Source organism: Agaribacillus sp. DX54, from assembly GCF_056858335.1.
Map to the genome: position 1 here is coordinate 1 of NZ_JBXEQE010000013.1, position 25,415 is coordinate 25,415.

The 25,415-nt window shown below is 39.6% G+C and carries 26 protein-coding genes and 1 pseudogene; 22 read left to right on the forward strand and 5 right to left on the reverse strand.

Annotated features, from left to right (window positions below):
* Together AC04NP_RS14915 and AC04NP_RS14920 are read left to right on the forward strand one after the other, a co-directional pair.
* Positions 1–1,150, forward strand: a 1,150-nt coding sequence (locus AC04NP_RS14915; RefSeq protein WP_482860581.1) for a thioesterase domain-containing protein, incomplete at its 5' end; no start/stop codon positions are given.
* 56 nt (positions 1,151–1,206) lie between these two features.
* The gene (locus tag AC04NP_RS14920) at positions 1,207–2,184 is read left to right on the forward strand and encodes a TauD/TfdA family dioxygenase (protein WP_482860582.1); all 978 of its coding nucleotides are present in this window, start codon (positions 1,207–1,209) and stop codon (positions 2,182–2,184) included.
* Between the two features lie 8 nt (positions 2,185–2,192).
* On the opposite strand, the gene AC04NP_RS14925 is transcribed toward AC04NP_RS14920, so the two are convergent.
* Positions 2,193–2,396 carry a hypothetical protein gene (locus AC04NP_RS14925; protein WP_482860583.1) on the reverse strand — a complete coding sequence of 68 codons (204 nt, stop codon included), beginning with the start codon at positions 2,394–2,396 and terminating at the stop codon, positions 2,193–2,195.
* A 398-nt stretch (positions 2,397–2,794) separates the two neighbouring features.
* On the opposite strand from AC04NP_RS14925, the gene AC04NP_RS14930 reads away from it, so the two are divergent.
* From AC04NP_RS14930 to AC04NP_RS14955, 6 genes are all read left to right on the forward strand, one after another.
* Complete coding sequence (locus tag AC04NP_RS14930; protein WP_482860584.1) at positions 2,795–5,158, forward strand: TonB-dependent receptor; 2,364 nt, start codon at positions 2,795–2,797, stop codon at positions 5,156–5,158.
* A gap of 10 nt (positions 5,159–5,168) precedes the next feature.
* On the forward strand, positions 5,169–6,440 hold the full coding sequence (locus tag AC04NP_RS14935) for a hypothetical protein (protein ID WP_482860585.1): 1,272 nt from the start codon (positions 5,169–5,171) through the stop codon (positions 6,438–6,440).
* 126 nt (positions 6,441–6,566) lie between these two features.
* Positions 6,567–6,905, forward strand: coding sequence for a hypothetical protein (locus AC04NP_RS14940; protein WP_482860586.1), 339 nt, complete (start codon positions 6,567–6,569; stop codon positions 6,903–6,905).
* 2 nt (positions 6,906–6,907) lie between these two features.
* Positions 6,908–7,189, forward strand: coding sequence for a hypothetical protein (locus AC04NP_RS14945; RefSeq protein ID WP_482860587.1), 282 nt, complete (start codon positions 6,908–6,910; stop codon positions 7,187–7,189).
* Between the two features lie 10 nt (positions 7,190–7,199).
* Complete coding sequence (locus tag AC04NP_RS14950) at positions 7,200–8,837, forward strand: PepSY-associated TM helix domain-containing protein (protein WP_482860588.1); 1,638 nt, start codon at positions 7,200–7,202, stop codon at positions 8,835–8,837.
* 582 nt (positions 8,838–9,419) lie between these two features.
* Entirely contained in the window at positions 9,420–9,611 is a 192-nt protein-coding gene (locus AC04NP_RS14955) for a recombinase family protein (RefSeq protein ID WP_482860589.1), read from the forward strand.
* 163 nt (positions 9,612–9,774) lie between these two features.
* On the opposite strand, the gene AC04NP_RS14960 is transcribed toward AC04NP_RS14955, so the two are convergent.
* Positions 9,775–10,065: an ATP-binding protein gene (locus AC04NP_RS14960; protein WP_482860590.1), complete on the reverse strand. Its 291-nt coding sequence runs from the start codon at positions 10,063–10,065 to the stop codon at positions 9,775–9,777.
* 13 nt (positions 10,066–10,078) lie between these two features.
* Positions 10,079–11,479 carry an IS21/IS408/IS1162 family transposase gene (locus AC04NP_RS14965; protein ID WP_482860591.1) on the reverse strand — a complete coding sequence of 467 codons (1,401 nt, stop codon included), beginning with the start codon at positions 11,477–11,479 and terminating at the stop codon, positions 10,079–10,081.
* Between the two features lie 571 nt (positions 11,480–12,050).
* Here AC04NP_RS14965 and AC04NP_RS14970 point away from each other — a divergent pair.
* The 10 genes and pseudogenes from AC04NP_RS14970 to AC04NP_RS15015 all read left to right on the forward strand — a co-directional run bounded on the left by AC04NP_RS14970 (position 12,051) and on the right by AC04NP_RS15015 (position 21,017).
* Entirely contained in the window at positions 12,051–12,467 is a 417-nt protein-coding gene (locus AC04NP_RS14970; protein WP_482860592.1) for a PA14 domain-containing protein, read from the forward strand.
* A 6-nt stretch (positions 12,468–12,473) separates the two neighbouring features.
* Positions 12,474–14,357 carry a metallophosphoesterase gene (locus tag AC04NP_RS14975; protein WP_482860593.1) on the forward strand — a complete coding sequence of 628 codons (1,884 nt, stop codon included), beginning with the start codon at positions 12,474–12,476 and terminating at the stop codon, positions 14,355–14,357.
* Between the two features lie 115 nt (positions 14,358–14,472).
* Positions 14,473–15,090, forward strand: coding sequence for a T9SS type A sorting domain-containing protein (locus AC04NP_RS14980; RefSeq protein WP_482860594.1), 618 nt, complete (start codon positions 14,473–14,475; stop codon positions 15,088–15,090).
* 262 nt (positions 15,091–15,352) lie between these two features.
* Positions 15,353–15,604, forward strand: a complete 252-nt coding sequence (locus tag AC04NP_RS14985; protein ID WP_482860595.1) for a hypothetical protein — start codon at positions 15,353–15,355, stop codon at positions 15,602–15,604.
* 262 nt (positions 15,605–15,866) lie between these two features.
* Positions 15,867–16,445: an RNA polymerase sigma-70 factor gene (locus AC04NP_RS14990; RefSeq protein ID WP_482860596.1), complete on the forward strand. Its 579-nt coding sequence runs from the start codon at positions 15,867–15,869 to the stop codon at positions 16,443–16,445.
* A gap of 86 nt (positions 16,446–16,531) precedes the next feature.
* On the forward strand, positions 16,532–17,533 hold the full coding sequence (locus AC04NP_RS14995; protein WP_482860597.1) for a FecR family protein: 1,002 nt from the start codon (positions 16,532–16,534) through the stop codon (positions 17,531–17,533).
* Between the two features lie 165 nt (positions 17,534–17,698).
* Positions 17,699–18,187: a hypothetical protein gene (locus AC04NP_RS15000; RefSeq protein WP_482860598.1), complete on the forward strand. Its 489-nt coding sequence runs from the start codon at positions 17,699–17,701 to the stop codon at positions 18,185–18,187.
* Entirely contained in the window at positions 18,141–20,474 is a 2,334-nt protein-coding gene (locus AC04NP_RS15005; RefSeq protein WP_482860599.1) for a SusC/RagA family TonB-linked outer membrane protein, read from the forward strand. The genes AC04NP_RS15000 and AC04NP_RS15005 overlap by 47 nt, the downstream gene beginning before the upstream one ends.
* Before the next feature lie 236 nt (positions 20,475–20,710).
* Positions 20,711–20,872: pseudogene (locus tag AC04NP_RS15010) on the forward strand (hypothetical protein); the annotation flags it as partial.
* A gap of 1 nt (position 20,873) precedes the next feature.
* Complete coding sequence (locus tag AC04NP_RS15015; RefSeq protein ID WP_482860600.1) at positions 20,874–21,017, forward strand: hypothetical protein; 144 nt, start codon at positions 20,874–20,876, stop codon at positions 21,015–21,017.
* Positions 21,018–21,189: 172 nt separating this feature from the next.
* Here AC04NP_RS15015 and AC04NP_RS15020 read toward each other — a convergent pair whose 3' ends face one another.
* Positions 21,190–21,444: a hypothetical protein gene (locus AC04NP_RS15020; RefSeq protein WP_482860601.1), complete on the reverse strand. Its 255-nt coding sequence runs from the start codon at positions 21,442–21,444 to the stop codon at positions 21,190–21,192.
* Positions 21,445–21,818: 374 nt separating this feature from the next.
* Here AC04NP_RS15020 and AC04NP_RS15025 point away from each other — a divergent pair, with 374 nt between their 5' ends.
* The gene (locus tag AC04NP_RS15025) at positions 21,819–21,986 is read left to right on the forward strand and encodes a hypothetical protein (RefSeq protein WP_482860602.1); all 168 of its coding nucleotides are present in this window, start codon (positions 21,819–21,821) and stop codon (positions 21,984–21,986) included.
* Between the two features lie 24 nt (positions 21,987–22,010).
* The gene (locus AC04NP_RS15030; protein ID WP_482860603.1) at positions 22,011–22,316 is read left to right on the forward strand and encodes a hypothetical protein; all 306 of its coding nucleotides are present in this window, start codon (positions 22,011–22,013) and stop codon (positions 22,314–22,316) included.
* A 270-nt stretch (positions 22,317–22,586) separates the two neighbouring features.
* Here the strand turns inward: AC04NP_RS15030 and AC04NP_RS15035 are convergent, their stop codons facing one another.
* The gene (locus AC04NP_RS15035) at positions 22,587–23,309 is read right to left on the reverse strand and encodes a hypothetical protein (RefSeq protein ID WP_482860604.1); all 723 of its coding nucleotides are present in this window, start codon (positions 23,307–23,309) and stop codon (positions 22,587–22,589) included.
* Between the two features lie 340 nt (positions 23,310–23,649).
* Between AC04NP_RS15035 and AC04NP_RS15040 the strand changes: the two genes are divergently transcribed.
* Both AC04NP_RS15040 and AC04NP_RS15045 read left to right on the forward strand, forming a co-directional pair.
* Positions 23,650–24,843, forward strand: coding sequence for a serine hydrolase domain-containing protein (locus AC04NP_RS15040; RefSeq protein WP_482860605.1), 1,194 nt, complete (start codon positions 23,650–23,652; stop codon positions 24,841–24,843).
* Positions 24,844–24,897: 54 nt separating this feature from the next.
* On the forward strand, positions 24,898–25,296 hold the full coding sequence (locus AC04NP_RS15045) for a hypothetical protein (RefSeq protein WP_482860606.1): 399 nt from the start codon (positions 24,898–24,900) through the stop codon (positions 25,294–25,296).
* Positions 25,297–25,415 lie beyond the last annotated feature (119 nt).

Sequence of the window (25,415 nt, forward strand, 5' to 3'; positions counted from 1 at the left end):
GATGCCCTTGACAGCCAATGGAAAGTTGGATCGGAAGGCATTACCGGAGCTGGATGGTTCAACCCTGTCCAGCAAAGAATACGCGGCCCCAAGAACGGAAACGGAAGCACAGCTAGCTGCGATCTGGCAGGGGCTGTTGGGTGTGGAAAAGGTGGGGATCCATGATAACTTCTTTGAACTGGGTGGCCATAGTTTGTTGCTAATTAAATTAATTGCTCAAATAAATAAAGTATTGAATACAGATATAAAATTAGCTTTGGTGTTCGAGTACCCCACAATTTTCCAGTTTGCAGCTAATATGTATGCCGAAAGTTTATTCAAAGATGATACTATGGTTTTATTACAGGGATCAGGAAATAAAAGGGCTATATATCTGGTACCAGAAGTATCAGGAACAATTACCGGTTATTTTGAATTGGCTAAATCACTAGGGAATAATCAACCCCTTTACGTATTTCAATGCCCAGGATTAGATGGAAAATCGAGGGTTTTGGAATCTATAGAAGAAATGGCCGCCATATTTATTACAGAAATGCAAAAAGTAGACCCGTATGGTCCTTATCGAATTGGAGGCTATTCCTTTGGATCAAAAGTAGCTTATGAAATGGCTTCGCAATTGAGACAGGAAGGATTTGAGGTAGATGAATTATTAATCTTTGATGGAAAAGTTGAATCTAAAGAAACTATAAAAGTAAAGGACGAAGACAAAGTGTTTAAAGATTTTTTAAAGTTCTTAAGCAAAGATTATGGTAAAGCTTCTGATTGGACTGATTTAGTGCTTGATGGTAAATCCATAGAAGAGCAAATTGAAGAAATATACAAAAAAGTAGGAACATTAAACGAAATGGAATTCAAAGGGAAATTAAAAGTAATGTTTAATAATTATCAATTACTGAGATCTTATAAACCCAAAAATGAAGAAAAATTAGAGGCAAAAATTATATTATTCAAAGCGATGTATGGAAGCAGGGAAATAAACGGTGAAAAAGTTATTAAGAATACTTATGAATCCGACTATGGGTGGAATAAGTACACCAATAAAGAAGTAATAGTACATTCAATTCCTGCCGATCACTGGACTATTTTAAATAAGAATTATACAAAACAGATCACCGAATTCTTGAATGAACAAAAGAAAATGAGCATATAAACTAATGATAAAACAATAACTAGAAATAACAAATAAACTATTTAAAAATAAAAATTATGGACACACAAAATATTGAGCAGTTATTAGGATTAAATATGCTTTATAACGTAGAAGACAAAAATATATCGCCTTTGGATTGGGCAAATGAAAACAAAGAAAAAGTGAAAGCTTTTGTTGAAAAAAATGGGGCGCTTCTTATACGCGGTTTTAAGAATGTTGAAGAAAATGACTTTGGTGCTATACTTTCGCTATTATTTGGTGGGGAACTTATAGATTATGCCTATAGATCTACCCCAAGGACTGAATTGAAAAATAAAGTATACACAGCAACTGAATATCATCATTCAGAATGGATTCCACAGCATAACGAAAAGGCCTACTCTAATAAATGGCCTTCCAGAATAGGTCTTGTATGTAAAGTAAAGGCTAAAAAGATGGGTAACACACCAATTTCTGATAGTAGAATTGCTTATAATGAAATCCCAGCGGAAATACGTGAAGAATTTGAAAGAAAGGATGTTATGTATGTTAGAAATTACTCTGACATTGATTTACCTTGGAAGGATGTTTTTCAAACTGAAAAAAAGGATGAAGTAGAGGCTTATTGTAAAGCAAATAATATTCAGACAGCATGGACTTCAAACGGGCTTAGAACGAAGCAGATAAATAAAGCTTCTCTTATTCATCCTTTTACAAAAGACAAATTATGGTTTAATCAAGCACATTTATTTCATGTAAGCAATTTAGATAGTGAATTAAGGGAAGGTCTAATAGCATTACTGGGAGAAGAGAATTTACCAAGAAATACGTATTATGGTGATGGCACTCCAATTGATCCGGAAGCCTTAAATATTATTAGAGAAGTTTATAAAAACACAAAAGTAAGTTTTGATTGGCAAGAGAATGATCTGTTATTGCTAGATAATATGTTATACACTCATGGGCGTGAACCATTTGAAGGAACAAGAAAAGTACTAGTTGGCATGGCACTAGAATACAGCCCTACTACCACCAGGGTAGCAAACCCCGATTGATCCCATCGCTAGGCGATCCGATTTTCCTCAAAAAAAATGGCCTCTACAGAATAAAAAGAGGCTTTTCGACCTTCTATACGCCCGTGCCCCTTCTCGAAGGTTTGCTCCTCGGCCATTGGGGCTATGAGTTTAATATGATCTTGTAAGTCTTCCAGTAGTACTGCCTGATTAGCCTTCACTTGGGCTATATAGATAGTAGATACCTTGCGCATTCTCTACCGCGCGGCGGCCGCCATTTCTAGGGTCTGACTTTGAGTGTGTAATGCATCAAAAGTGATACACTGACTAGCTAAATGGTCTTTCCCAGCCATAGCGGCTAGTAGCGTCCCAAAAAGCACAAAATGCCAATCATGCCGCTTGCCTCGGTTGTTGTTGCGTGGGTCTATCAAATTAGCTTGCAGATAGTGGTAGTAGGTCTTACATTCGTTTTTTAAGAGAATCTAGCATAGCATTTTATTTTGATGGTGGATCACCAAAATAACAGCTTTTTGCTAAACTCTCTTTTTTATGAAAAGGCCGCAATTTTTATTCAGATTAATTAAAAATAATTATTAGAATTTGTATATATGCAAAAACTTTTTTCGCTTAAAATAGTAACTGCTAAATAAAAATGGTGAAGTATCTTTTTTTATTATTTCCATTATCTGCTTTTTCTCAATCTTCCTATACCATTACTGGAATTATACAAGACGCTGCTGGCAACAAAGTACCTAATGCCAGTATTACTTTGGATATAGAAGGCAAGTATGCAGTTTCTGATGAAAACGGACAGTTTAAAATTCAAAACGTTCAAATGGGTATTTATCAAATTGAAATTAGGTCTATTGGATTTCAAACAGATACACGAACTATTGAACTATCAAAAGACTATGTTTTAAATATAACCCTGATAGACAAAATAGCAAATTTAGAAGAGGTTACAGTGTACGGTAAAACCGAAGCCAAAAAGCAAAGTGAAGAAGCCATTACCATTAGCTCTTTGGATATCAAAAATTTCCAAGACCAGGCCATAGGCACTGAAGAAGTTTTAAAAACGACAACCGGTCTGGTGATCAGGCAAAGTGGTGGGTTAGGTAGTGGTATAAGTATTAACTTAAACGGGCTTACGGGGAACGCAGTTCGTACCTATTACGATGGGATTCCGCTAGAGCTGTATGGAAATGGCTTACAATTAAATACAATACCGGTAGATGCCTTGGAGCGGGTTGATGTCTACAAAGGCGTAATGCCTATTGATGCGGGTACAGATGCTTTGGGGGGTGGTCTTAATCTGGTTCCTGTACAACAAAGCGACGATTACTTAAGAACATCCTATTCATTCGGGTCGTTCAATACGCATCGGTTTACCTTCAATGGGCTTAAAAATTTAAGTGACAGAACGTCATTGTCCACCATTTCTTATTTCAATTATTCGGACAATGATTATCGGATGAGAGATATTCCTAATCTAATAGAGATCGAATTACCGGATGGTTCGTCTTTTGTTGACGAGGAACGCATTGATGCCAGACGTTTTCACGACCAACATATTTCTGGATTTATAGAAGGTAAATTACGTATTAAAGACCTGAAATGGGCCGATCGTTTAGAACTCGCAGTAGCCTACTCTAAAATAGCCGATGAAATCCAGAACGCTGGATTTATTACGAATACTGCCATAGGAGAAGTGGAAAGAGAAATCGATGTATTTACTCAACGTATTGATTATCGCAAAACCTTTTTTAAGGACAGACTAAGGGCAAGATACTTCGGTGTGCTTTCTCATACGGTTGATAAAGTCAATGATAGCACTGCCAATGTGTACAATTGGCGAGGGGAAATTTTAAATCTGGCAAATCCAAGCGGATCTGAAATTTCCGGAGCGCCTACATTGCTGGAAAGGGAAAATTTAGGAACGGCACATCGGCTTACATTAACTTATAGAATAACGAATCATATAGACGTTAAGGTATCCGATTATTATCGATACACCAAACTGGAAGGGGAAGACCCTCTCGGAGAACGTATTGCTATTGATGGCGAACCAACTGACCCCAATACCTTGCCATCTACGCTTAACCGAAATATTTTTGGGGCCGGGTTGAACGCAAATTTTTTTGAAGATAAACTGAACGCCATCACGTTCTTTAAAAACTATTTTTATCAAGCGGAATCCATAGATATTTTTCGAGTAGGCGCTGATCAATTGGAATTTAGCGAGATACAAAATAATAGCAACGGTTATGGCTTTGCCTTAAAATATCAAGTACACCCCACGGTTTTTATCAGAACCAGTTTAGAACAGGCCGTACGCATACCTACCGAAGCGGAAATTTTTGGAAATCTTGCAGTAGTTGTGCCAAACTTAGACTTAGAGCCGGAGGAGAGTTTAAACTGGAATGTGGGGGCCCAGTTTGAAAAACGATTTAAAAACGATCGATCCCTTTTAGTAAATGTAAATGGCTTTATTCGAAATCAAGAAAATCTTATCCGCCCAGAAGAATTTGCTTTTGATCGTATACAATTTATAAATGAAGCAGTGGTAGATGGCAAGGGCATTGAGCTGGCCATTAAAGTCAGTCCACTGAAAAACCTATCGCTCCAAGGAAATTTTACCTCCCAAAATAACGAAATCGCTTCTGGTATTGATATTGGTAAACAAGTACCCAATATTCCGCTTACTTTCTATAACGTTGGGGCAAATTATAGGATAGAAGATCTTTTCAAACCGGGTAATAACTTACAACTTTCCTGGACCTATTTATTTACGGACAAATTTAGCATTAATACGGTATCGGATCTGGACATGGCAAATCCTGATTTCATTGTCCCTGAACAACATGTTCACAACGCCGGGGTAACCTATCTACTGAAACAGCAAGGATTGGCCTTTTCCTTCAATCTGCAAAATGTATTCAATGCCGAAATCTTTGACAATTTTAGAAGACCCAGACCGGGTATCAACTATGCCTTTAAAATAAATTATTCATTTTAAATCAATTATAATGTCATATAAAATGCGATTAAATTCAACACTTACTTTAGCTTATTTAATAAGCCTGTTTATGTTTTTTTCCGCCTGTTCAGATGATGATTCAAGTGTACCAATAGTAGAACCAGAAAATAAAAGAACTGGTTTTGTATCGCACGCATTTACCAGTTCTGGAAGTAGAGTATTAAAGTATTTTGAAGAACTCCCTACCGGCACGGTAGATTTATCGGATGGTACAGATTTTTTTAATCCCACAATTACATCAGTGCATAACGGTGCCCTCTTTACACGTCGTCCGGACGGATCACCGGGTTTTTCCAAAATGGTTATAAACGCTGAGGGGGAAATTATAGAGGAAAGTTTCATACCGCTCTCAATTGCAGGAATTTCAATAGCTGTTAGAGATTCGTTGACCGGCGTTTTTGAAGATCCGTCAAACCCGGATGTTATTAGAGTGTTCAACCCAACAACTTTTGAAGTTACAGGCTCTATCGATATGAGCGCAGGTTTCGTGCCAGGTGGTGTTCAGCAACTATATGGTGGATTTATATTCCGTGGAGACGATGTTTTTGCACCTATTTTCGCTGCTAATGGAAACTCCTTTACGGATCTGATTCTCCACCAAGCCAATTTGTCTACTAATACATTTGTAGGGGATACAAGAAGAGAGGGTAACGGATCGGGCGGTATTCAACCATCGAGTTCCAGGCGAGGTTTGGATGCAGCCGGCAATTTATACATACCTGATGGCGGGAATGTTACAGGAGCCGGTATACCCGCTCGTTTAAATAAAGTGCCGGCAGGTAGCAATCAAATAGATCCCACCTATGTTTTTGAGCCGACAGTAACCTTAAATCCGCAAAATTTGCTCTTACCCTTTTTTGCAAATTTTAGATTTTTAGAAAGTGGTAAAGCGATAGCTAGGGTAAACAGTGAGATACCGCAAGAAGCACTGGCTATTATTAACGATGCTGGAGGTTTTGCTAATTTAACACCTGAGCAAATTGTACAAATACAAATCATCCTTGTTGAAACCGAAACCGGGAGGTGGTGTGAAATAGATGTAGATGCAATGACCGTTACGCCTATAGATGGTATTCCCGGTACTAAACCGCTTGACCGCGCTACAGTCTTTGAGTATAATGGAGATGCTTATCTTCAAGTCAATACAGCGGCGGAAAATGCCTACTACCGATGGAACCCCACTACTGGTGCAGTCGCAAAAGCGTTTGTAATGACCGGAGTTAATAGTCCAATATTTTTCAATATTGCCAACGATTTTTAATGTAGGACAAGCTTAGATGTTGGTAGCGTCTTTCTGCCCTTGTTGGTGTCATTACCAACAAGGAACACCAGAAAAAGCTAAGCCCTCTTAACCTATGGCAGCAATTGATAAGATGAATATAAACGAATGATCAGTTTAGGAGTCATATTTCTTTTCGCCTCGGTCTACCTGCTTTTTGCCGCAGCAAAAAGAGTGGAATACCGTAAGGGGGCTTTTTCCCTTTATTGGGAAGCACGGCCCTTGCTCGCCAGAGGCTTGTCTTTACTCCTTACGGTTGTAGGTACTATGTTGCTTACCTACAAAATTGGGGTTACGAACGCATTGCTGGCTTTACTAGTAGTCTGGCCCATCATAGCTTCCTTGGTAGTGCTTTTTGCGCCTCTTCTTAAAATAGGGAAGGGCTATGTGATGGTTACGGCGCTACTACTTGTCTTTTTTGAATTAATCATTATACCCGTTTTTTGATTATGCCTGCGAACAAAAAGTATTTAATCAAATCCGGCTGGACCAAGACAAGCAAATTCTTGGCGGCTTTTTTGGGAAGCCTCATTGCCTTGACCTCAATGGTAATAGCATTTTCAAGCTGGCTGGATCCCAATGTAGTGCTGTGGACGGCAAGCTATTGGTCATTTATCATCTGGATATTCCTGATGCTTCTGGTGTACTGGATCAGAAAAGCCTGGGCGGCGTGGCTGATTTTATTGGGCATTACGCTGGTGTCTGCGCTATTCTTTTACCTGGGAAATTAACAATAAAGGCATGGTCAAGAACAAGAGAAGCTACAACGTGTTTTTTAATGTGCATACCGTTTCGGGTATTGTCATCACCATTGGGCTGTTCGTTATTTTTTTGGCGGGGGCATTTGCGCTGTTTAGAACGGAGATCGACAATTGGCAACACAATGAGCCTGATCGCCAGTTCAGGACCGTCATTGATTATGACCGTGTACTTGAGATGTTAAAACAGCAGGGTTATGAAACCAAGGGAAGATACTTTTCTTTTCGTTATCTTAAGGAAGGTGATTACATAGATGTATTTTCGAGTGGCCTAACGGATAAAAGCGACAGCACCCTTACTGCGGATAAGACGATTGGTACCGGAAACAGGGAACGTATATCCATACGGATTGATCCTGAAAGCTATATCCTACTAGAGCAACCCCCTGCCGGAGAAAAATTCTTAGGTACCTATATCTACGATCTGCATTATTTCCGCCAAATACCGATCGTAGGTCGCCAATTATCGGGATTGGTGGCTTTGTTCTTTGGGCTGTCGGTCATCACTGGCATTATCGTGCATTGGAAAAAGGTGATCCCTAATTTTTTCACTTTTCGCATCAAGGGCAGTATCAAAAACCTTTGGACGGATGCGCATGTGGCCTTGGGGGTTTTAGGGCTGCCCTTTCAGTTTATGTATGCCATTACCGGTGCTTACCTGGGCGTCGGAGGACTACTTTTGCTACCCATACTTTTTATTCAATTTGGGGGTGATGCTCAAAAGCTTCAGGAGACTGTGTACCCAAGCATAGAGATGGAAGCCTTTACCGGCCCCATGCAACGGCTAGACTCGATCAGTATAAATGAGCTGATCCACCCCGACTTGGAACTGCTGGATCCCGATCAAATAAGGTCCATCACAGTCAACATTCACAACTATCGGAAAAAACAGGGGAAATTAACCCTCAATATTCAATACACGGGGGAGACGCAATTTATGACGGGAGCAAGCAAGGCGATACGCCTGGCAGATGGACGGGTATTTCAGGACAAAACCCGGGATGACTATAGCCACACAGATGCCATCAGAGCCACACTTATCAAGCTGCACTATGCAACCTTCGGAGGCTTTTTTATGAAAATCACGTATTTTATCTTAACGATTATTACCTGCTACGTGATTCTATCGGGAGTGATGATCTGGCTCGTGGCCCGTGATAAGAAGACCTACGCCCACAAAGCCAAGTTCAACCGGAATGTAGGAGCTATTTTTATTGGGGCTTGCATGGGATTATTTCCTGCCATCGCACTCTTTTTCTGTTTGGTAAAGCTATTCCCTGGTAGTTTTGGAATGATGTCGAATATATTCTTACTGTTTTGGCTGGCCTACACTGTTTATAGCTACTTCATCAAAAGCCCATTCAGGATCAATAAGCATGCTTTGTGGCTAGCCGGAGTATTAGGTATTCTCATTCCTGTTCTCAATGGCATCCAAAGCGGGCTGTGGTTTTGGAAATCCCTGAGCATGGGCTATCCGGATTCCTTTTTTGTGGATGTCTCGTGGATTATAATGAGTGTCATTTCGCTATGGGCCGCCTGCATCGCTAAGCCTGTGGAAAAAAAAGGAAAATTGAATTTATCGGTGATAACACCAACAAAGGCAAAGAGGGAGATATTGTAAAAACACCACGGTCAATGTTAAAGGCTAAACCTTCCCAAAGCTGATTCGTCAACCTGGATAAAATTTCTGCCCTAGTTGGTGTTATTCCAACAAACAGAAAGAAATTTGCTTACACTTGACCATGCCGTTCCCTATTGAACATCCGTATCCCTACGGTGAAGTAGCCTTGATTTGACGCTAACCGGTCTGCTATCTTGCCGGAAAAAGTTATGGCCCATTTTCGTACTGAGCAAGAGCGGCCGCCGCGCGGTAGTCCTGAGAAAACTCAAAAATACGGGAGATTTAGCTCTCCCTCTCGCTTTGTGGTTGCCCCCAATATGTTATACAATCAATTGAATTAAACTATCTTACCTTAACGGTATCCAAAGAGTGTTTACGTTTGATTTGTTAAGAAGACCGGCAAAGTCGTTGAGATATGCTATTAGAGGAACCCACCAAAGTTAAGCACCTCCTTAACCGAGTAGACTTCGGTGAACCCTACATCGTTTACCAGCGCTATTTAGCTATGTTATTATTCTAAAAAAGATCAAACTAATAAAATTACACCTTAAATATTCAAATATCAATTTAGAGTAGAAGTGATTGAGGATCTTTTATTTTTTTGCCTCACTGGCTGAATTTGAGCGAGACATTATTTGTGAAAGGACAAGAGCTGGTCTCGAAGCAGCAAGGGCCCGAGGCAGGACAGGAGGGAGGCCTAAAGAGTTGTCCTTAGAAGCGCAGAAGACGGCCATGATGATTTTGATGGTAGATTGGTTTTCCCAACTTCAATAATTGTTAAATCAAATAACAATTCAGATTTAATTAACGTATTCAATTATCCCAATGGGGAAGGGTTGTACATTCATAAACCTGACTGGGACAATATCGATAACCAAGACGACTTTATAGATGCGTTGGTGGAGTGCCATTTTGATTTGAAGCGGAATAGAAGGACTCAGTTTATACGTTTGTCCGATTGGTTGAGTTGCTTTTTACCAAGACCGTTCTCAAAGGAGTAGTCATACAATGCCAGGTTGTATTGCCTGGGCAGCCCCGCCCTTTTTGTTCTTCGTTCCAGCTCTTTTTGTTTTCTGTAACTCATGTCGGATTCAATCAGGTTTTTAACAAGATCCAGGTAGCTGAGCTGCTTTTGCTCAGCCTCCGCTACCAGTTGGTCAAAATTAGTCGATAATGCTGATAATCTCAATTTTGCACAATAGGACTTGATCTGTTCTGTTTTTGTCATAACTTAATTGTATTTAGCGATTAAAAATATTTTCATAATCGTCCAGGTTACTTTTTTCAGGTGTCTGGGAGGCTTTTTCCAGGCTTTTTTTGTCCAGCAGCTTAATAGTGGTTTTGTCTTTTGGTGCTGGTGCACCCTGCTCCAGGAAAAAAACAGTATAGAACTGTTCAAAGTCAACCGCATTAAAGACCTGGTTTTTCAGGCAAAATGCCAGGGATTTATCGGCTACTTCAGCATTCCCACTCCTGACAGCCCTCAAAATAGCCTGTACCTGATCCCTGATATATCTGGGATAAGCTTCCCGTAGCTGATTGAGGTAGGCCCAAGCATTTATTTTATCGGTGAAATGTCCGCAGGTGTCCTGCATCAGCTTTTCAATAGACAGAGAATGGTCTCTTTTATGGTTGGTGTTGATGACTTTTTTTCCGGCCCCTTGCGGTATTTTATGCCTGCAGATATGTTCCCAGGTCAGGTTGTAGATAAACAGATAGCTATCCTGCTCTTTGATAAAGACAAAAGTATCAGCCCCATGGTACACTGCTGGGGGTACAGCATAAAAATTGCCCCTGTAATTGACTGTCCTGTCCTTTCTGACCAGATACTGCATTTCCTTGTCACGGTTATCCTCCATGGGTAATGGCTTATAGGTGTTTAGATAAGATTGCTCGGTATGGAAAGCTTCAAGCGGGCTTATTTTGGTCACATGATGTTTGAGGTAATTGGCTGTTCTACCCAGCCAGGCCAAAGCTTCATCGTTGAGGGTTCCCAAATCGGTGTAAGGGCGGTTGTACAAAAAATTCTTCTTGACATACTGTATAACACTTTCCACTTTTCCCTTGCTCTCAGGGTCAGCCTTCCTGCAGAAATGCAACTTGTACCCGCGTGCCCTCACATATTGGCAGAAGCCAGAGGTAAGTAGCAGGTGGCCCAGGTTTTCATCTACCAGCAGGGTACGGTCCTGATCATAAACCACTACTTCAGGGATGCCCCCGAAATAGCCAAATGCCTGCTCATGGACCTGGCAAACGGTCATTGTCGTAAAAGCCTTATCTGAAAAAAGGACAAACTTGTACCTGCTTCTGGACAGCACCATAGCAAAAAACCAAACTCTTTTCTTACCGCCCGAAGTAACCCGCATGTTGTATTGTCCAAAGTCTACCTGGGCCTGATAGCCAAACGGCAGCTCTTCTACAGGAAAATAGTCGCTCTGGGAAGGCACTACCGGCAGGTTGTGCTTGCCACGTACATACATGACAAAATTGTAGACAGTGCGCGTACTCACTTTGGGCAAGTCAGCATAGCGCTCTTTTAGCCAGTCAAACATTTGAGCGGTTGAAGTATCTGCAAAGGCTTCCTGTTTTGACTTTACAAAATCTTCATAAGGGGAAAGCTTTTTGTCAGAGATAAATCTCACAATCGAAGAACTAGTCTTAGAAAAAGTTAATCCAGGTCCTCAAAGAAAAAGCACTATAATTTATTCCCAATCCCTTTACTATGTTCAATAATGAATCAACAGACGAAGGACTAAGGATTTTCAATTTCCATGTATCGGTACAAGATTATTTTGGTGTCCTTGAAATAGGCAAGATCCTTGCAAATTGCAACTGTAACTTTCAAAATGCAAGGATGATATTGCTTCTCAAATGCTGTAGCACCTTATCAGATTTGACAAACATATTTTGTCAAGTTCCATTTGTAAAAATTCATAACTCTCAAAGAAGTATAGCTGTAGAACACTGTTTGACAAATTGAACCTGTTTCACAAAACGGTGGTTTTTCGAACAACTAAATTAGTGTGACGGTGTCACACTAATTTCATATATCAGATACAAAGCCAGGGTACTTATACGCAATAATTTTACTAATATTAAACATTATATCTATATATTTACTATTAGTAACATTAAAGTAACATTTTTGGAAAGTTGAGTTCACATTCAATGCTTTACTTTGTGGCATATGTAAATGATAAAAAGTATTAATTGATGGCAAACTGCTTAATTACCAAAATGATGGTGATCCCTTTGAACGCTATGAGGTTAATGCCTTCATTTTGTAATCGAAGCGTTCGCAAAACAAAATGCTCATCTGGGGCTATAGTTTATATGATGCGGAGTTTTTTCGTGTTCGGCACCGGGGAAGTCGCCTTAGTTAAGGAACCCGATCTCACCGCTGATGATGGAAGCAAGCTCTACATCAATGATGAAGTAGTGGTAGATCAGGATGGCAGCCGCGGAATGAGAGAAAAGGAAGGATCAATTCACTTAGAGGGAGGAAGGCATAAAATAGAGGTTCATTGGTATAAAAGTGGAGGAGGGCTTGGCCTCTATACTTTTTTCAATGGCCCTTGTATACCCAAACAGGTACTATCGTCTGATCGATTTTTAACATCTCAAAAATAACCGATTATGAGAATTGCAAGCTTCACAGTTTTACTTATTCTTATCATGAATGGACAGATTTCAATAGCACAGGATTCTTTTTTGGTGAATCCCTATTTGCAATATGCTACGAAAGATGCCATCTCAGTACTTTGGGAAACTACTAATCCTGCTACTACCATCGTTCGTTATGGAGAAGCCCTTTTGAATGCTAAAGAGCCGAATCTGGCTCTTGAAAAGAAATTGACTGGAACTCGCTTGTTTCATGAAGTAAGATTAGATAATCTTAAAGTTCATACCAAATATTTATACCAAGTTGTCAGTAAGTTTCCCGACGGTAAAAGTATAGAGAGTGAAGTGTATACATTTTCTACGGCTGTCGATGATGAGGACGCATTTTACTTTGCATTTATTGGAGATACGCAGGAGAATCCTACAACACCATGGGCCTGGGAAAAGATAGCAAAACAAATTTTTGGAAAACGTCCCAATTTTATTGTTCATGCTGGTGATTTGGTGGATGATGGTCATATAAAATTTCATTGGACGAATCGCTTTTTCAAAAAAGGACAGGAAACAATGAGCCGTTATCCCATGTTTACTACGCTAGGGAATCACGAAGGAGATTCCCCTTTGTATTATCAATATATGGCGAATCCCGCGCCCGAATACTATTATTCCATTACTTATGGGAATGCGCAATTCTTTTTTATTGACACCAACCGCGATGTGAGTGAAAGATCAGAGCAATATTTCTGGCTCGAGGGTGCACTAGCCAAGTCAAAGGCTACATGGAAGTTCGTAGTACATCATCATCCACCCTATTCTACAGAGGAAAATGACCATGGCGATAGTTGGATAGGCCAGTCGGAAAAGGGAACCCATGCCCGAGATCTTGTTCCACTTTATGAGACTTATGGTGTAGATTTTTGTCTGTTTGGTCATACCCACGTTTATGAAAGGACATGGCCTTTATTCAAAAATGCAATCAATATGAATAAGGGAGTGATATATATCAATTCTGGAGGTGCCGGCGGAGGATTAGAGGACTTTGATCCTATAAGGTCTTGGTTCACAAGAGAACTCCAACGAAAAACACACCACTACTGCACTTTTGCAGTTTATGATGATTATTTGTCATTCAATGCCATCAGTACCGACAATAATATCTTCGATAGCTTTCAGCTAACCAAGAAAAATAACAAAACAAGTTTTGTACAACCCCCTGCACCTATAATCAATGCGGAAAGCAAAATATTCATTAAGCAACTGCAGGTATCCATGAAAACAAGATATCCTGCCAACAAAACATACTATACCCTAGACGGCACCAATCCAACCCAGCAATCAGCAGTATATGAGTCACCACTGACTCTTTCAAAATCAACAGTTATTAAGGCTAGATCTTATGATGATAAGGGCAAAGCAAGTAGGGTGATAGTAAAAAATTTTGAAAGGAAAAATCCGCAACTTGCCACCAAATTACGTAATCCGAAAAGGGGAGTTAGTTATAAGTATTATAAAGGTAGTAATTGGAACATGCTCCCTGACTTCAGTCAGCTTACGCCAACTAAACACGGTAAGTTGATGACCATTACAGAAGATGTTACCGAAGAAGAAAATAACTATGGGTTGGTGTTCGAAGGGTATTTCAATGTTTCGGAGACTGGTGTATTTACGCTGTATACAGAGTCTGATGATGGTTCCAAAGTTTATGTGAATAAAAAATTAGTAGTCGACAATGATGGGAGTCATGCAATGCGCCTCCGAAAAGGAGAGGTAGCTTTAGAGAAGGGGTGGCATCACCTTAAAGTAGAATACTACCAAGGTGGAGGTGGGAAAGGGTTAAATTTTGGCCTTATAACTAATGGCTATAAAAGACCTTTTCATCCAAATGACTTATCACACTGATGCCTGGCACAACTATCGACGAAGGTAAAATTGTATATCGTTAAGTAGGTAAAGGTCTTTTAAAAAACCACGATAACTGAGTCATGGTTATTTTAAAAGATGTAATTGACAAACCTTGACCTTTTGTTCAAAAATCTATCTCCAGATAATTTATTGGTCATTTTCAGCCAACATTCACCTTAAATCGAAGGTTCATTTAAAAGATGGAATTAAAGTAGCGAAAAATACCCAAGGTTTGGACTGTACCAACTATTCGCTAACCCTGTTTGGATGGGCGAATAATACGAACGCAAGCAATGTCCAACTGGGAGCTTATGGCATGGAATACGGGACCGATGTCTCTGATGCGATCAATGAACTAGTAACTAATCGTAACTGGATGATCAATGATCACAAGAGTTCTGGTGGCAAATGTTTGCCATTTGAGATCGATCCCGAATTGGTCACTGGAACGATCACTCCGCCTAATACAGGAAACGTGCAGGTTTATCCAAACCCAGTAAAGGAACAGCTGAACATCGTCCTAGACTCGAATCATGGAAAGATACGGCAGATGGTCATCCGAATGGTTTCTGGCCAGGTGCTAATGAGAATGACGGTTTCGCAAGGCGACCTGGCTGATGAAGGAGTGCTTTCCGTGGACATATCGAACCTGGCAACAGGCCTCTACTTATTGGAAGTACAAGGAATCGGGATCAGCCCCGTTTTCAGGACCAAATTCTTTAAACAATAATTCTCTAGAAGTTGAGTAAACATCCCCCGATGAGCGGGGGGATCTATGAGGGAATGTAGTGACCACACTCCCTCAAAAAGTTCTTTAGTAGGTCACTGTTAACTAAGGCAATTGTGACTTCTTGACAAAGTGTGGTATCTTTAACAAACTAATTAAGAAATAAAGCTACAAAACAAAAATTAATTGGAGAATGGAGGCTTGTGAGCAGCACAATTGATGGAGAAGCGGTAGGCTGAGGTACAATGTTAGTGTAAATTATCCTTTGGAAGCGAATTTTTCGGGCGTCGTAACAAAAGGGTTCAACACCATAACTTTTGATAATACTGCGGATTGCCAGTTTATAAAGGAAAGTAAATTAAGTTATCTGGTCCAGGATGCCGAAACCATACTAATCAAAGAGTCTTCCAACCTGACTTTTAAGATTATAGATGATACTACCATAAATTTAATATTCGAATATGAGGATGAAGATTCCGATGGACAGATAGTTCAATTTGTTTATAAAAAAACATAAGAAAAAAACAGCTTTCTAATAACTAATAAAAAGGAAGTAGACAGAGTTTACTTTACACTTCCGCATAGTCTTATAATTTTTTGTTAGCCAATTTTATTGATTACAGTTATCAAAATGGCTTATTACTTTAAACACTCATTACTGAAATCTTAACATTAAGTTTTATGCGAATTGTCTCCTGAAAAATTATTTCAACGAGACCTATTTGATTTTTTTATTTCTTTTGATTTCCTTGGAATTTAAATTACTTGTAAATTGAAAGGTGGAAGAAAAGGATTTCAGAACATATGAGGACCATGAGTTGTTGAACCTGATGAAGTTGAACAATAAGGCCGCATTCGAAGAAATTTACAAACGCCACTGGTCAACGCTGCTCGTCTCTGCATATAATATTTTGAAAGACAAGGATGCTTGTAAAGACATTGTTCAGGATGTTTTTTCAGATTTATACCTTAGACGTGCCACTATTTGTATTTCTTCAATTTCTTCTTATCTAAAAGTTGCTGTCCGGAATCGGGTATTCAAATACCTTCAAAAAGGTAACCTTGCCCGGCACCACCTTGAAACAGTGGAAAAGGTCACATTCGTGTACACCACCGAGCAAATGATCAATTTCAATCAGCTTAAAGAGAAATATAAGAAAGGTTTGGAAGCACTTCCGGATAAATGCAGAGAAGTATTTCTTCTCTGCAGGAATGAAAATCTTTCTACGAAAGAAATAGCTTTCCGACTGAATATCTCACCAAAAACAGTGGAAAACCAAATTACAAAGGCCTTAAAATCTCTTCGGAAAAACATTATTGAAATAATGTCCTTTTTGATCTGCTATTTACTTCATTAAGTTTATCCAAAAAAATTTTTTTGTTGCTACCATAGGGGTTTCGGGTCTCTCAAAGAACCTGTATATAGAAATCCGTAAGAAAGTAAATGCCCATAGACAAAAACCATTTTGAAAGATTACTTAAAAAGTATGAAGCTGGTCTTTGTAGTAAAAATGAAAAACAGCTTCTGATAGAGTTTTATGAGGCGTATCAAAAAAAACAAAACTGGCAAAAGGAATTAGGTAATCAGAAGGTACTGGAAAGTGAATTGCTTGATAAAATCAACTTCAAGATTGCAAAAGCAGAAAATGTAAACATAACATACAATAAAAAAAGCGTACTCGTACCTATTTTGAGAATAGCAGCAGTTATTGTGATTGTGCTAATCGCATATTTTGCAGCCCATCAGCACTCGGGAGTTCCCAACAATGATAATGATCAGTCGGCCATGATCGAAAAAGTAACTCAAAGAGGCCAGAAATACACCGTAACCCTTAGTGATGGTACACAGATCAAACTCAATTCCGACAGTAAGCTGGTCTATCCTAAGCGATTTGATAACAAAAAAAGGGAAGTGTTTCTTGAAGGAGAAGCTTTTTTTGACGTCGTCAAGGATGAGAAAAGATCATTTATCATTAAATCTGCTGACCTCACCACTACCGTTTTAGGTACCTCCTTTAACGTGAAGGCATTTCCACAAGAGATATCTCAGGTCACAGTGGCCACCGGAAAGGTCCGGGTCACTTCTGGCAATAGCCAATCCACTATAAAAAGTCATCTGTTGACTCGCGGAGAACAGATCAATTACAACCCTTCATCGGGGCGAATACGGAAGAATGAGGTCGACATTGAACGATTTCTGGCCTGGAAAGATGGAATATTAAATTTTGAAGAAATGAAGCTTCATGAAGCTGCAAAAATTTTAGAGCGGTGGTACGGAGTGACAATCGCTTTCGATAATGAATCAATTCGCCATTGCAGAATTGTCAGAGGTACTTACAAGGATGAAAACTTGTTTAATGTACTAAAGAGTTTCCAGTACTTTCTTGGATTTGAGTACAAGGTGGTAGATGGAAATTATATTACAATATTCGGAAATGGATGCTAATCCTAATTAATTATAAAATATGAGACATAATACCTAGCAAAATATGAGTTTTAAAAATCGACGATTTCTAGGTAGATCCTCGGAAGAATAGCTCGACCACAGTTTGACGACCCTGACCGAGCTATAAAACGAAATAAACTAATTATTTACTTCAATAACAAAAGTATGAAAAATAATTTACTTGGACCTATTATGATCATATCTAAACACACTTTATATGCGATCATACTAATTTGTTTAGCCCAATCATTACTATTCGCAAATGAAATATCCGGGCAATCTATGCATAAAGTTCGTATAGCTCTTGATATGAAAAAGGCTTTCCTGCCAGAAGTATTTGATGAAATAGAAGATAAAACTGAATTCAAATTTACTTATGGTAATGATGTAAAGGCTATTAAGAAAAGGCTTACACTTAACTATGAGAAAGCAACGGTTGCGGAAGTCCTGAAGAATATTACACAAGAGGCAGGTGTAGAATTTTTGCAGATTAACCGGACCATTACTGTGAAAGGAAATCAGATAGTCACTAAACAGGAGAAAAACAGTTTCCGGAATGAAAACAATCCGGATAAAACCGTTACTGGCAAAGTAACAGATGAAAACGGTGAGAAATATATTTGTAAAAGACACGAATGTAGGTACAATTACTGATGTTGATGGATTATACAACCTTAGTGTTCCTGATAACGCTTCGATACTGGTATTTTCCTATGTGGGATATATTACAAAAGAAGTAGAAATAGGAGACCGTTCTGTTATTAATTTAACGCTAACTCCTGATCTTTCCACACTTTCAGAGATTGTAGTAATAGGTTATGGACAGCAGAAGAAAGTTAATGTGACGGGTGCTGTAGCCACCGTCGATACAAAGGAGCTTTTAAACCGGCCGACTACCAACGCTCTCGATGCATTACAAGGACAAATGGCAGGAGTAAATATTCAAAGGGTTAGTGGAGATCCGGGCAATGAGGCTTTGGATATCCAGGTTAGGGGTGCCACATCTATCAATAATACATCAGCTTTGATCGTAATAGATGGCGCTCCATCAGATAACATTACCCTGGCCAGGCTCAACCCGCAGGATATCGAGAGTATCTCGGTACTGAAAGATGCCTCTGCTGCTGCTATTTATGGAGCCAGGGCAGCCGGTGGTGTTGTTTTGGTAACCACCAAAAAAGGTAAAGAAGGAAAAATAAGGGTGGATGTGAACTCTTATTATGGCATACAAAACCCTATGGGTCTTCCGGAATTTTGGAGTGGTTTAGAGATCGCAAAAGGTGACAATGCAGCCAGAGTTCAGAATGGTGGTAATAATCGGTTCACCGATGAAGAAATCGAAAAATTCAGAACCCAGGCTGCCCCGGATCCACTTCAAAACGGATGGTTTTACTATGAGAACACTGATTGGGTCAGAGAAGCGCTAAACGAAAATATGGCCCAGCAAGAACATGCTGTTCAAATCAGTGGGGGTACAGAGAACACGACCTACCTTGCTTCATTTAGTTTTTTCAATCAAGAAGGTATTCTTGGGCATGCCGATGATGAATTTACAAGATATAACGTTAGAACCAATTTTGACTTTAAGATATCTGATAGGATAAAATTAGACACTCGATTATCTTTTGCACGTGGAGATAAAACATCTATTCCTTCCAGAGATGAGAGTATTTGGTTCTGGGTTTATGAGATGTCTCCCTGGATGCCGGTGTTCGCTCCTGAGAGTGGTACTGATGCTGTAAATGGGGCTGTCAGATATTCAGATAATGGCTGGTATGTAAACCCTGTTCAAAATCAATTAGAGGGAGGTTTCAGGGATGATAAATCCAATATATATACAGCCAATGCTACTTTAACATTTGACCTGTTGGAGGGATTAACTTTAACAGCAAGAGGGATCATTAACCAGACACAGGAAGACTTTACAACCTTCAACAGGACCTTTGGCAGTTGGGGCCGTGGCAGCTTTGTTGGATTCAGAAATGAACCGAACAATCTGACCGAAGGGCAAAGTGAAGAAAATTTTTCAAACCTTTATTCTACATTACGATATTCAAAGGTATTTGCCGAAAGGCATGATTTGACTGTTTTAGCTGGCGTCTCCAGAGAAGAAAATAAATTTTCGAGTTTTAACGCATCAAGAATAAATTTGATTGATAATGATTTACCGTCCCTAAATCTGGGTAGTACAGATAACATTCAAAATGGCGCCTCCTCTACATCGTGGGGATTGCTTTCTTATTTTGGAAGAATCAATTATAGCTTTGACGGAAAATACCTTTTTGAATTCAGCTTCAGACGAGATGGTTCATCAAGATTTGCCAGAGATGTTAGGTGGGGTAATTTCCCTTCAGCTTCAGTAGGGTGGAGGTTGTCTGAGGAAAATTTTATTAGAAACCTTGAAATATTTGATGATTTAAAGCTCAGGGCTTCTTGGGGACAATTAGGTAATCAAAATGTTGCTGACTTTGCTCATTTACCTTTATTGTCTGTAACTGGTCAATACCCCTTTGGTAGTGATGAAAGTCCTTCACTTGGTCAATCAGTAAACGAAGACGTACTCGCAGCTTCTACCCGTACTTGGGAAACTGTCGAAATTCAGAATGTGGGTGTAGATGCAGCTTTTTTTCAAGGAAGGTTGAATTTGACATTTGATGTATTTAAGAAAATAACATCAGATGTTTTAATAGCAGTTCCTCAACCTGGGGTACTTGGAATTCCTGCGCCACCATCTAATAATGCTGATTTTGAAAGCAAAGGTTGGGAATTGAGCCTTGGCTATACGGGAGATATTGGCGGTCTAAAGTACAGTGTTCGAGCCAGACTGGATGACAATACTAATGAAATTACAAGATGGGAGGGTAATGATGTCCCGACTAATGGGTCTAATAATATCGAAGGGCAGCCACTTGGGGTATACTATGGCTTGTCAACGATATAAATGCATTATTAGACTACCTGGCTGCAAGGCTCAGAAAGGCATATCCAAATTTCAGCCCTGATCAGGTTAAACCACAAACCTATTGAAGGAAGTCACCTATGGCTTCAAAAGAGGAAATCAATGGATCGAGCCAACATTGAAATACACGGCAAAAGAGCTTGCCAACTCTTCAGTAACGGCCTGGGGCTGATGTCTCAGGTGCCACTTTTTACAGTTTTCTTACTTATTCAGATGAATATTATCGTGCATCACAAGACGATAAGGACGACTTTGAGTCCCAGCTACCATTCAGAAGGGGTTTTGCGGATAAGCCTGGCACTGACGGAAATTTTTCAAGTGACAGGTCTTACTATTCAGGAGGTAAGGGATTAGATAGATCAAGTTTAAAGAGATTCTAGAATGGAAGAAATATTTGAGCAAGCAATTAGTTATCCTAATTATCCTAATTTAGATTATAGAGAGAGGTTTCATGAACTCGTTGGATTGGATGATTATAAAGAGATGCCTGCAGAAAAACCACGACAGAAATCGAGGAAAAGTTAAATGCAGATCTGAAATATTTGTTATATAATTTATATTATGTTAAATAAAAATTCCAAATCTTTCAGTTCCCTCCCGAACAACTTTCCACAAGTCCCCTAATCCACCCAAAACCAAAATTCACCTCTCCCCTCCTTAAACTCCCTCACCGTCATCCCATCTGAGCCGCTCCTGATCAATAATTATTGGTATTGATGTATCGCAGGATTTCACCAAACCGGCTGTCCGATTCGTTCGCCTGCTCTACATATTGCTTTTCAATGCTTCTAGCTAGGATATTCAGTAAAGAAGCCATAGCGCCGGAAATGATGGCATCGGAATAGGTATCTGTCGACAAGTATTCCTGGTGCATGGATTTGATGGTTTGGATGATGTATCCCCGCCAAAATTCCGGGCCGGCGGTGGCAGGTGGGCGGAAGGAAAACCTCATCTCTGAAGAGATTTAAATGAGCCCAGGCCAAGAACCGTGAAAATAAATTTATATTTAATTCTATGGGGCTTGCTTTAGGGGGCCTTTTGCATGGAAGATTTAAGAGATTACCTCAAAAAATATCTTGTCCTCCCAAAAATGTATTATCTTTAGAATTATAATATTTGTCAAAAATATACATCATTTTTGATCATAATTATACTTTAAGTCAAACTAATAGAAGGTGGTATATTTACTTTTCCCCAACCTTTCTCCGGGAAAGGATCATTTTTTAGGATAATTATTAAGTATATGAACCTGTCGCATCCGATCATTTACCTATAGTTGTAATGTTGAAACCTATCAAATAATGACCCACATAATTTTTTAAGAAAATGAAAAAAATTATCATTACACTCTTGGCTACGGTACTTACCTTTCAGCTTCAGAGACAGGAACCTCCCCAAAAAAAGGTGGATACCATGAAAGTGATTTCTTACAATATCTGGAATGGTTTTGATTGGGGTAAGGATCTGACGCGCAGGGACCAGTTGATTGCCTAGATTGCCTCCCACAAACCAGATGTAGTGGCGCTCCAGGAGCTTTGTGGTTATACCAGGCAAAAATTGCTGGAAGATGCGAAGGGTTGGGGGCACAACTATGCTGAAATTCTTAAAAACTCAGGATATCCTGTTGGTATCACCTCCAATAAGCCGATAAAGATCCAGGAAAAAATTTTGGAGGATTTGCACCATGGCGCATTGCATTGTCGTACCTGGGATATTGATTTTATGGTGGTGCATTTCTCACCTTTCAGTTATAAAAAACGAAGAGAGGAAACCAGGATAGTATTAGATAAACTTTCACAGGTAGCCAAAAGCCGGGACAAATAACGTAGTGTCTACGGGAATGCCAAAAGCACCTTGGTCAGGACTATCCAATGTGGAAATATTGCCCAGGTTTGGATCACTTTTTAAACTTACTGACAAGCAACCCAAGTATTGCATCTTCAAGTATAATTGTTAGGAAAGAAAAATTAGGATGGCTGAAGGTTGATGTCGAACTTAGGGATTACGCTCCAAAAACAATGGTAATATCAGAATATCGGAGATTAAGGTTGATGCAATCCGTAAAGATGATTAAGAAAGTAGAAATCACACTTGCTAAAGCCCAATCGCAACACCTAACATGAAACCCATGTTATGTCTCCACTTACCAAAAGGCACCCTTTTGCGGGTGATGGAAAGTATATTGACGGAATATACAGGTCCAAAAAGCAGGGTCTTTCTTGTATCCAACTGACAGGCACCTAAAATTTTCCCGTTGGCTATTAATGATGATTTGTCATAAGTTCTTTGTTCTGAAAGTGTTATGATATTTGAGTGATCATCCTTATCGAGCGTACTTCCCTCATACCCTAAAGTGTGTAAATAGCCAACGCCTGCCGTAAGCAGTATTTCAAAAGGATCTTTGTTTTTAAAAATGGAATAGCCGAAGTCTAACGATGCCGTTAACACCTGGTGCCGGTTTAGCGAAGTTGTTTCTTGTATGGCAAATCTTTCTCTATAACTGGTGTAGCCAACATCCAGGTTGAAAAGGAACCTTTTTTTTCTGAGCATTGCCAACGCCCCAAAGGTATAGTTTAAACGAGGGTTTGTATGTTCCTTTATTTGATTATAGTAAGGGCGTTGCAAACTGCACACGGTAATATAATCCAGGCTGTAAGAGGTTTGAAAATAAGGTACAATAAAGAAATGACTGTTCTTTTCTGTGGCCGGTTTTGAGGGGCTGACGTATACTTTTTTGGTAATTACTACGGGTTGCTTGATAATGTAGGCCGTATCATTTCTAATGATTACACTATCTCTCTCCTGCCCCGGGGCCATTTGACAAATGGTTATCAGAAAAAATAAACTGAACAGAATTTTTATCGACACTATTTCTTTTTTTCTATTTTGATTGTATCAGTTACTATCACAGTATCTTGAATGATTATCACAGTAGGCACCTTTTTCTTACTCAACTCCTTTGGCGGTAGCTGTTGGTTTTAATTTCACTTGATGCAGAAAATAGACGAGAGAGTACAGCCATATCTTTTTACGCTTCTGATAATGGAAACGATGCGTTAAACCCTGCGCTGGATGTGGTGTATGAGTGGTAGGTTACTTTATATTTTTTGGTATAAAATGGAATCAATATGTGAATTAATTCATATATTGATTCCATATGAAAAACCGGGCCCTCGTCATTGCAATCTTTTTGTTATTACATGCGGCCGGTTGTCAAACCGGCACCTCAGGTCAATACAACTATCTTCCCCCTGAGCGGATTGATGACGGACTCGATGTAGGCACTCCGGATGAGGTAAACATGAACGAAAAGTTGATAGCAAAGGCAGCAAACAGCATACAGGGAGGGCGGTTTAAAGAAGTGCATGCCATGCTGATTTTCAGGCACAATAAGCTGGTATTTGAAGGATATTTCGAAGGGCATCAATACCAATGGGACGGAGCGTATCATCATGGTAATCCGGTCAACTGGAAAAGGGATATGCCACATAGCATCATGTCTGCCACCAAAAGCATAACATCGGCCTGCATCGGTATTGCTGTGGATAAAGGTTTTATTGAAAGTGTTCAACAATCCATCTTTGATTATTTACCACAACATCGGCACCTGGGCACCGGTGGAAAAGAAAAAATCACCATCGAACATCTGCTAACCATGACCTCCGGACTGGAATGGCATGAGTGGTCAGCTCCTTATAGCAGTCAGGCAAATGATATTGTTGATTTGTGGCTTCCCTCCTGTCGTGATCCGGTTGCTTGTGTTTTGGAAAAACCTCTGGTAGATAAACTAGGCACAAGCTTTACCTATTCGGGGGGTGGAACAATAGTTTTGGGCGAAATCCTTAAAAACGCTGCACAAATGGATATTGAGGAATTTTCCGGAAAATATTTGTTTGAACCCCTGGCTATCGACTCTTTTAACTGGGACCTGAAATTTGAAAATGGTGTGATTGAAGCGGCAGGAGGTTTAAAGATCACACCGAGAGCGATGGTTAAAATAGGGGCGACATTTCTAAACAAGGGAGTTTGGAAGGGAAAGCAGATTATATCCGAACCCTGGGTGAATAAAAGTGCCACTGCATTCGGGGACAATCATGGGATTAATATCCCGGGTGAAGATTCAGGGAGAAACGGGTATTCCTATTCATGGTGGACAAAAACATTTTCAAAATCCGGAGAGAAGATACATATGTATGCTGCTTCAGGTTGGGGTGGGCAACATATCATGGTGCTGCCGGAACTAAATGCAGTGGTTGTTTTCACCGGTGGCAATTACGTGACGCGCAGGCCCCCATTTAAAATCCTGAGAAAATATTTGATACCTGCTTTTGGATACAGCTATAGAAAATGAAATCATCCGGGTATATTACTTGGTTTTTACGCTGCGCTGATATAAGTTTGCGTTATGTACATCATCAGGAACTTCATCATTTCCCTGATCATCCTAAGCGTATTAGGAAGTGCATTGGTTATGCCAATCGTTTATCTGGATTTCAACCTGAGAAAGGAATACATCGCCGAAATACTTTGTATCAACCGCGATAAACCCGTGACCGTTTGCGGAGGTAAATGTTATTTGGATCTGCAGTTGGAAAAAGCCGCCCGGCAGCAGGATAACGAATCAAATACACCAGGGAGGCTTTTAGAGATCTCATTTTTTTTACAGGAATGTACATCAGTAGGGCTTTCGAATTCAGCTTCTGAAGCCAAAATAACGTACCACTTGTTTTCAGAATTTCTGTTGCCCTCATCTTTTTGCCATGAAATTTTTCACCCTCCCAAGCTAAACCACCTATCCACCTGAATATCTTATAATGCTCTTTTTCAGAGTTTTATATGATTATATTCAATTTATACTTTAAAGTAGAAAAGCCATCAGGTCTTAAAGCTTTATTGCTTCGGCTTATTTAAAAATTCGGAAAC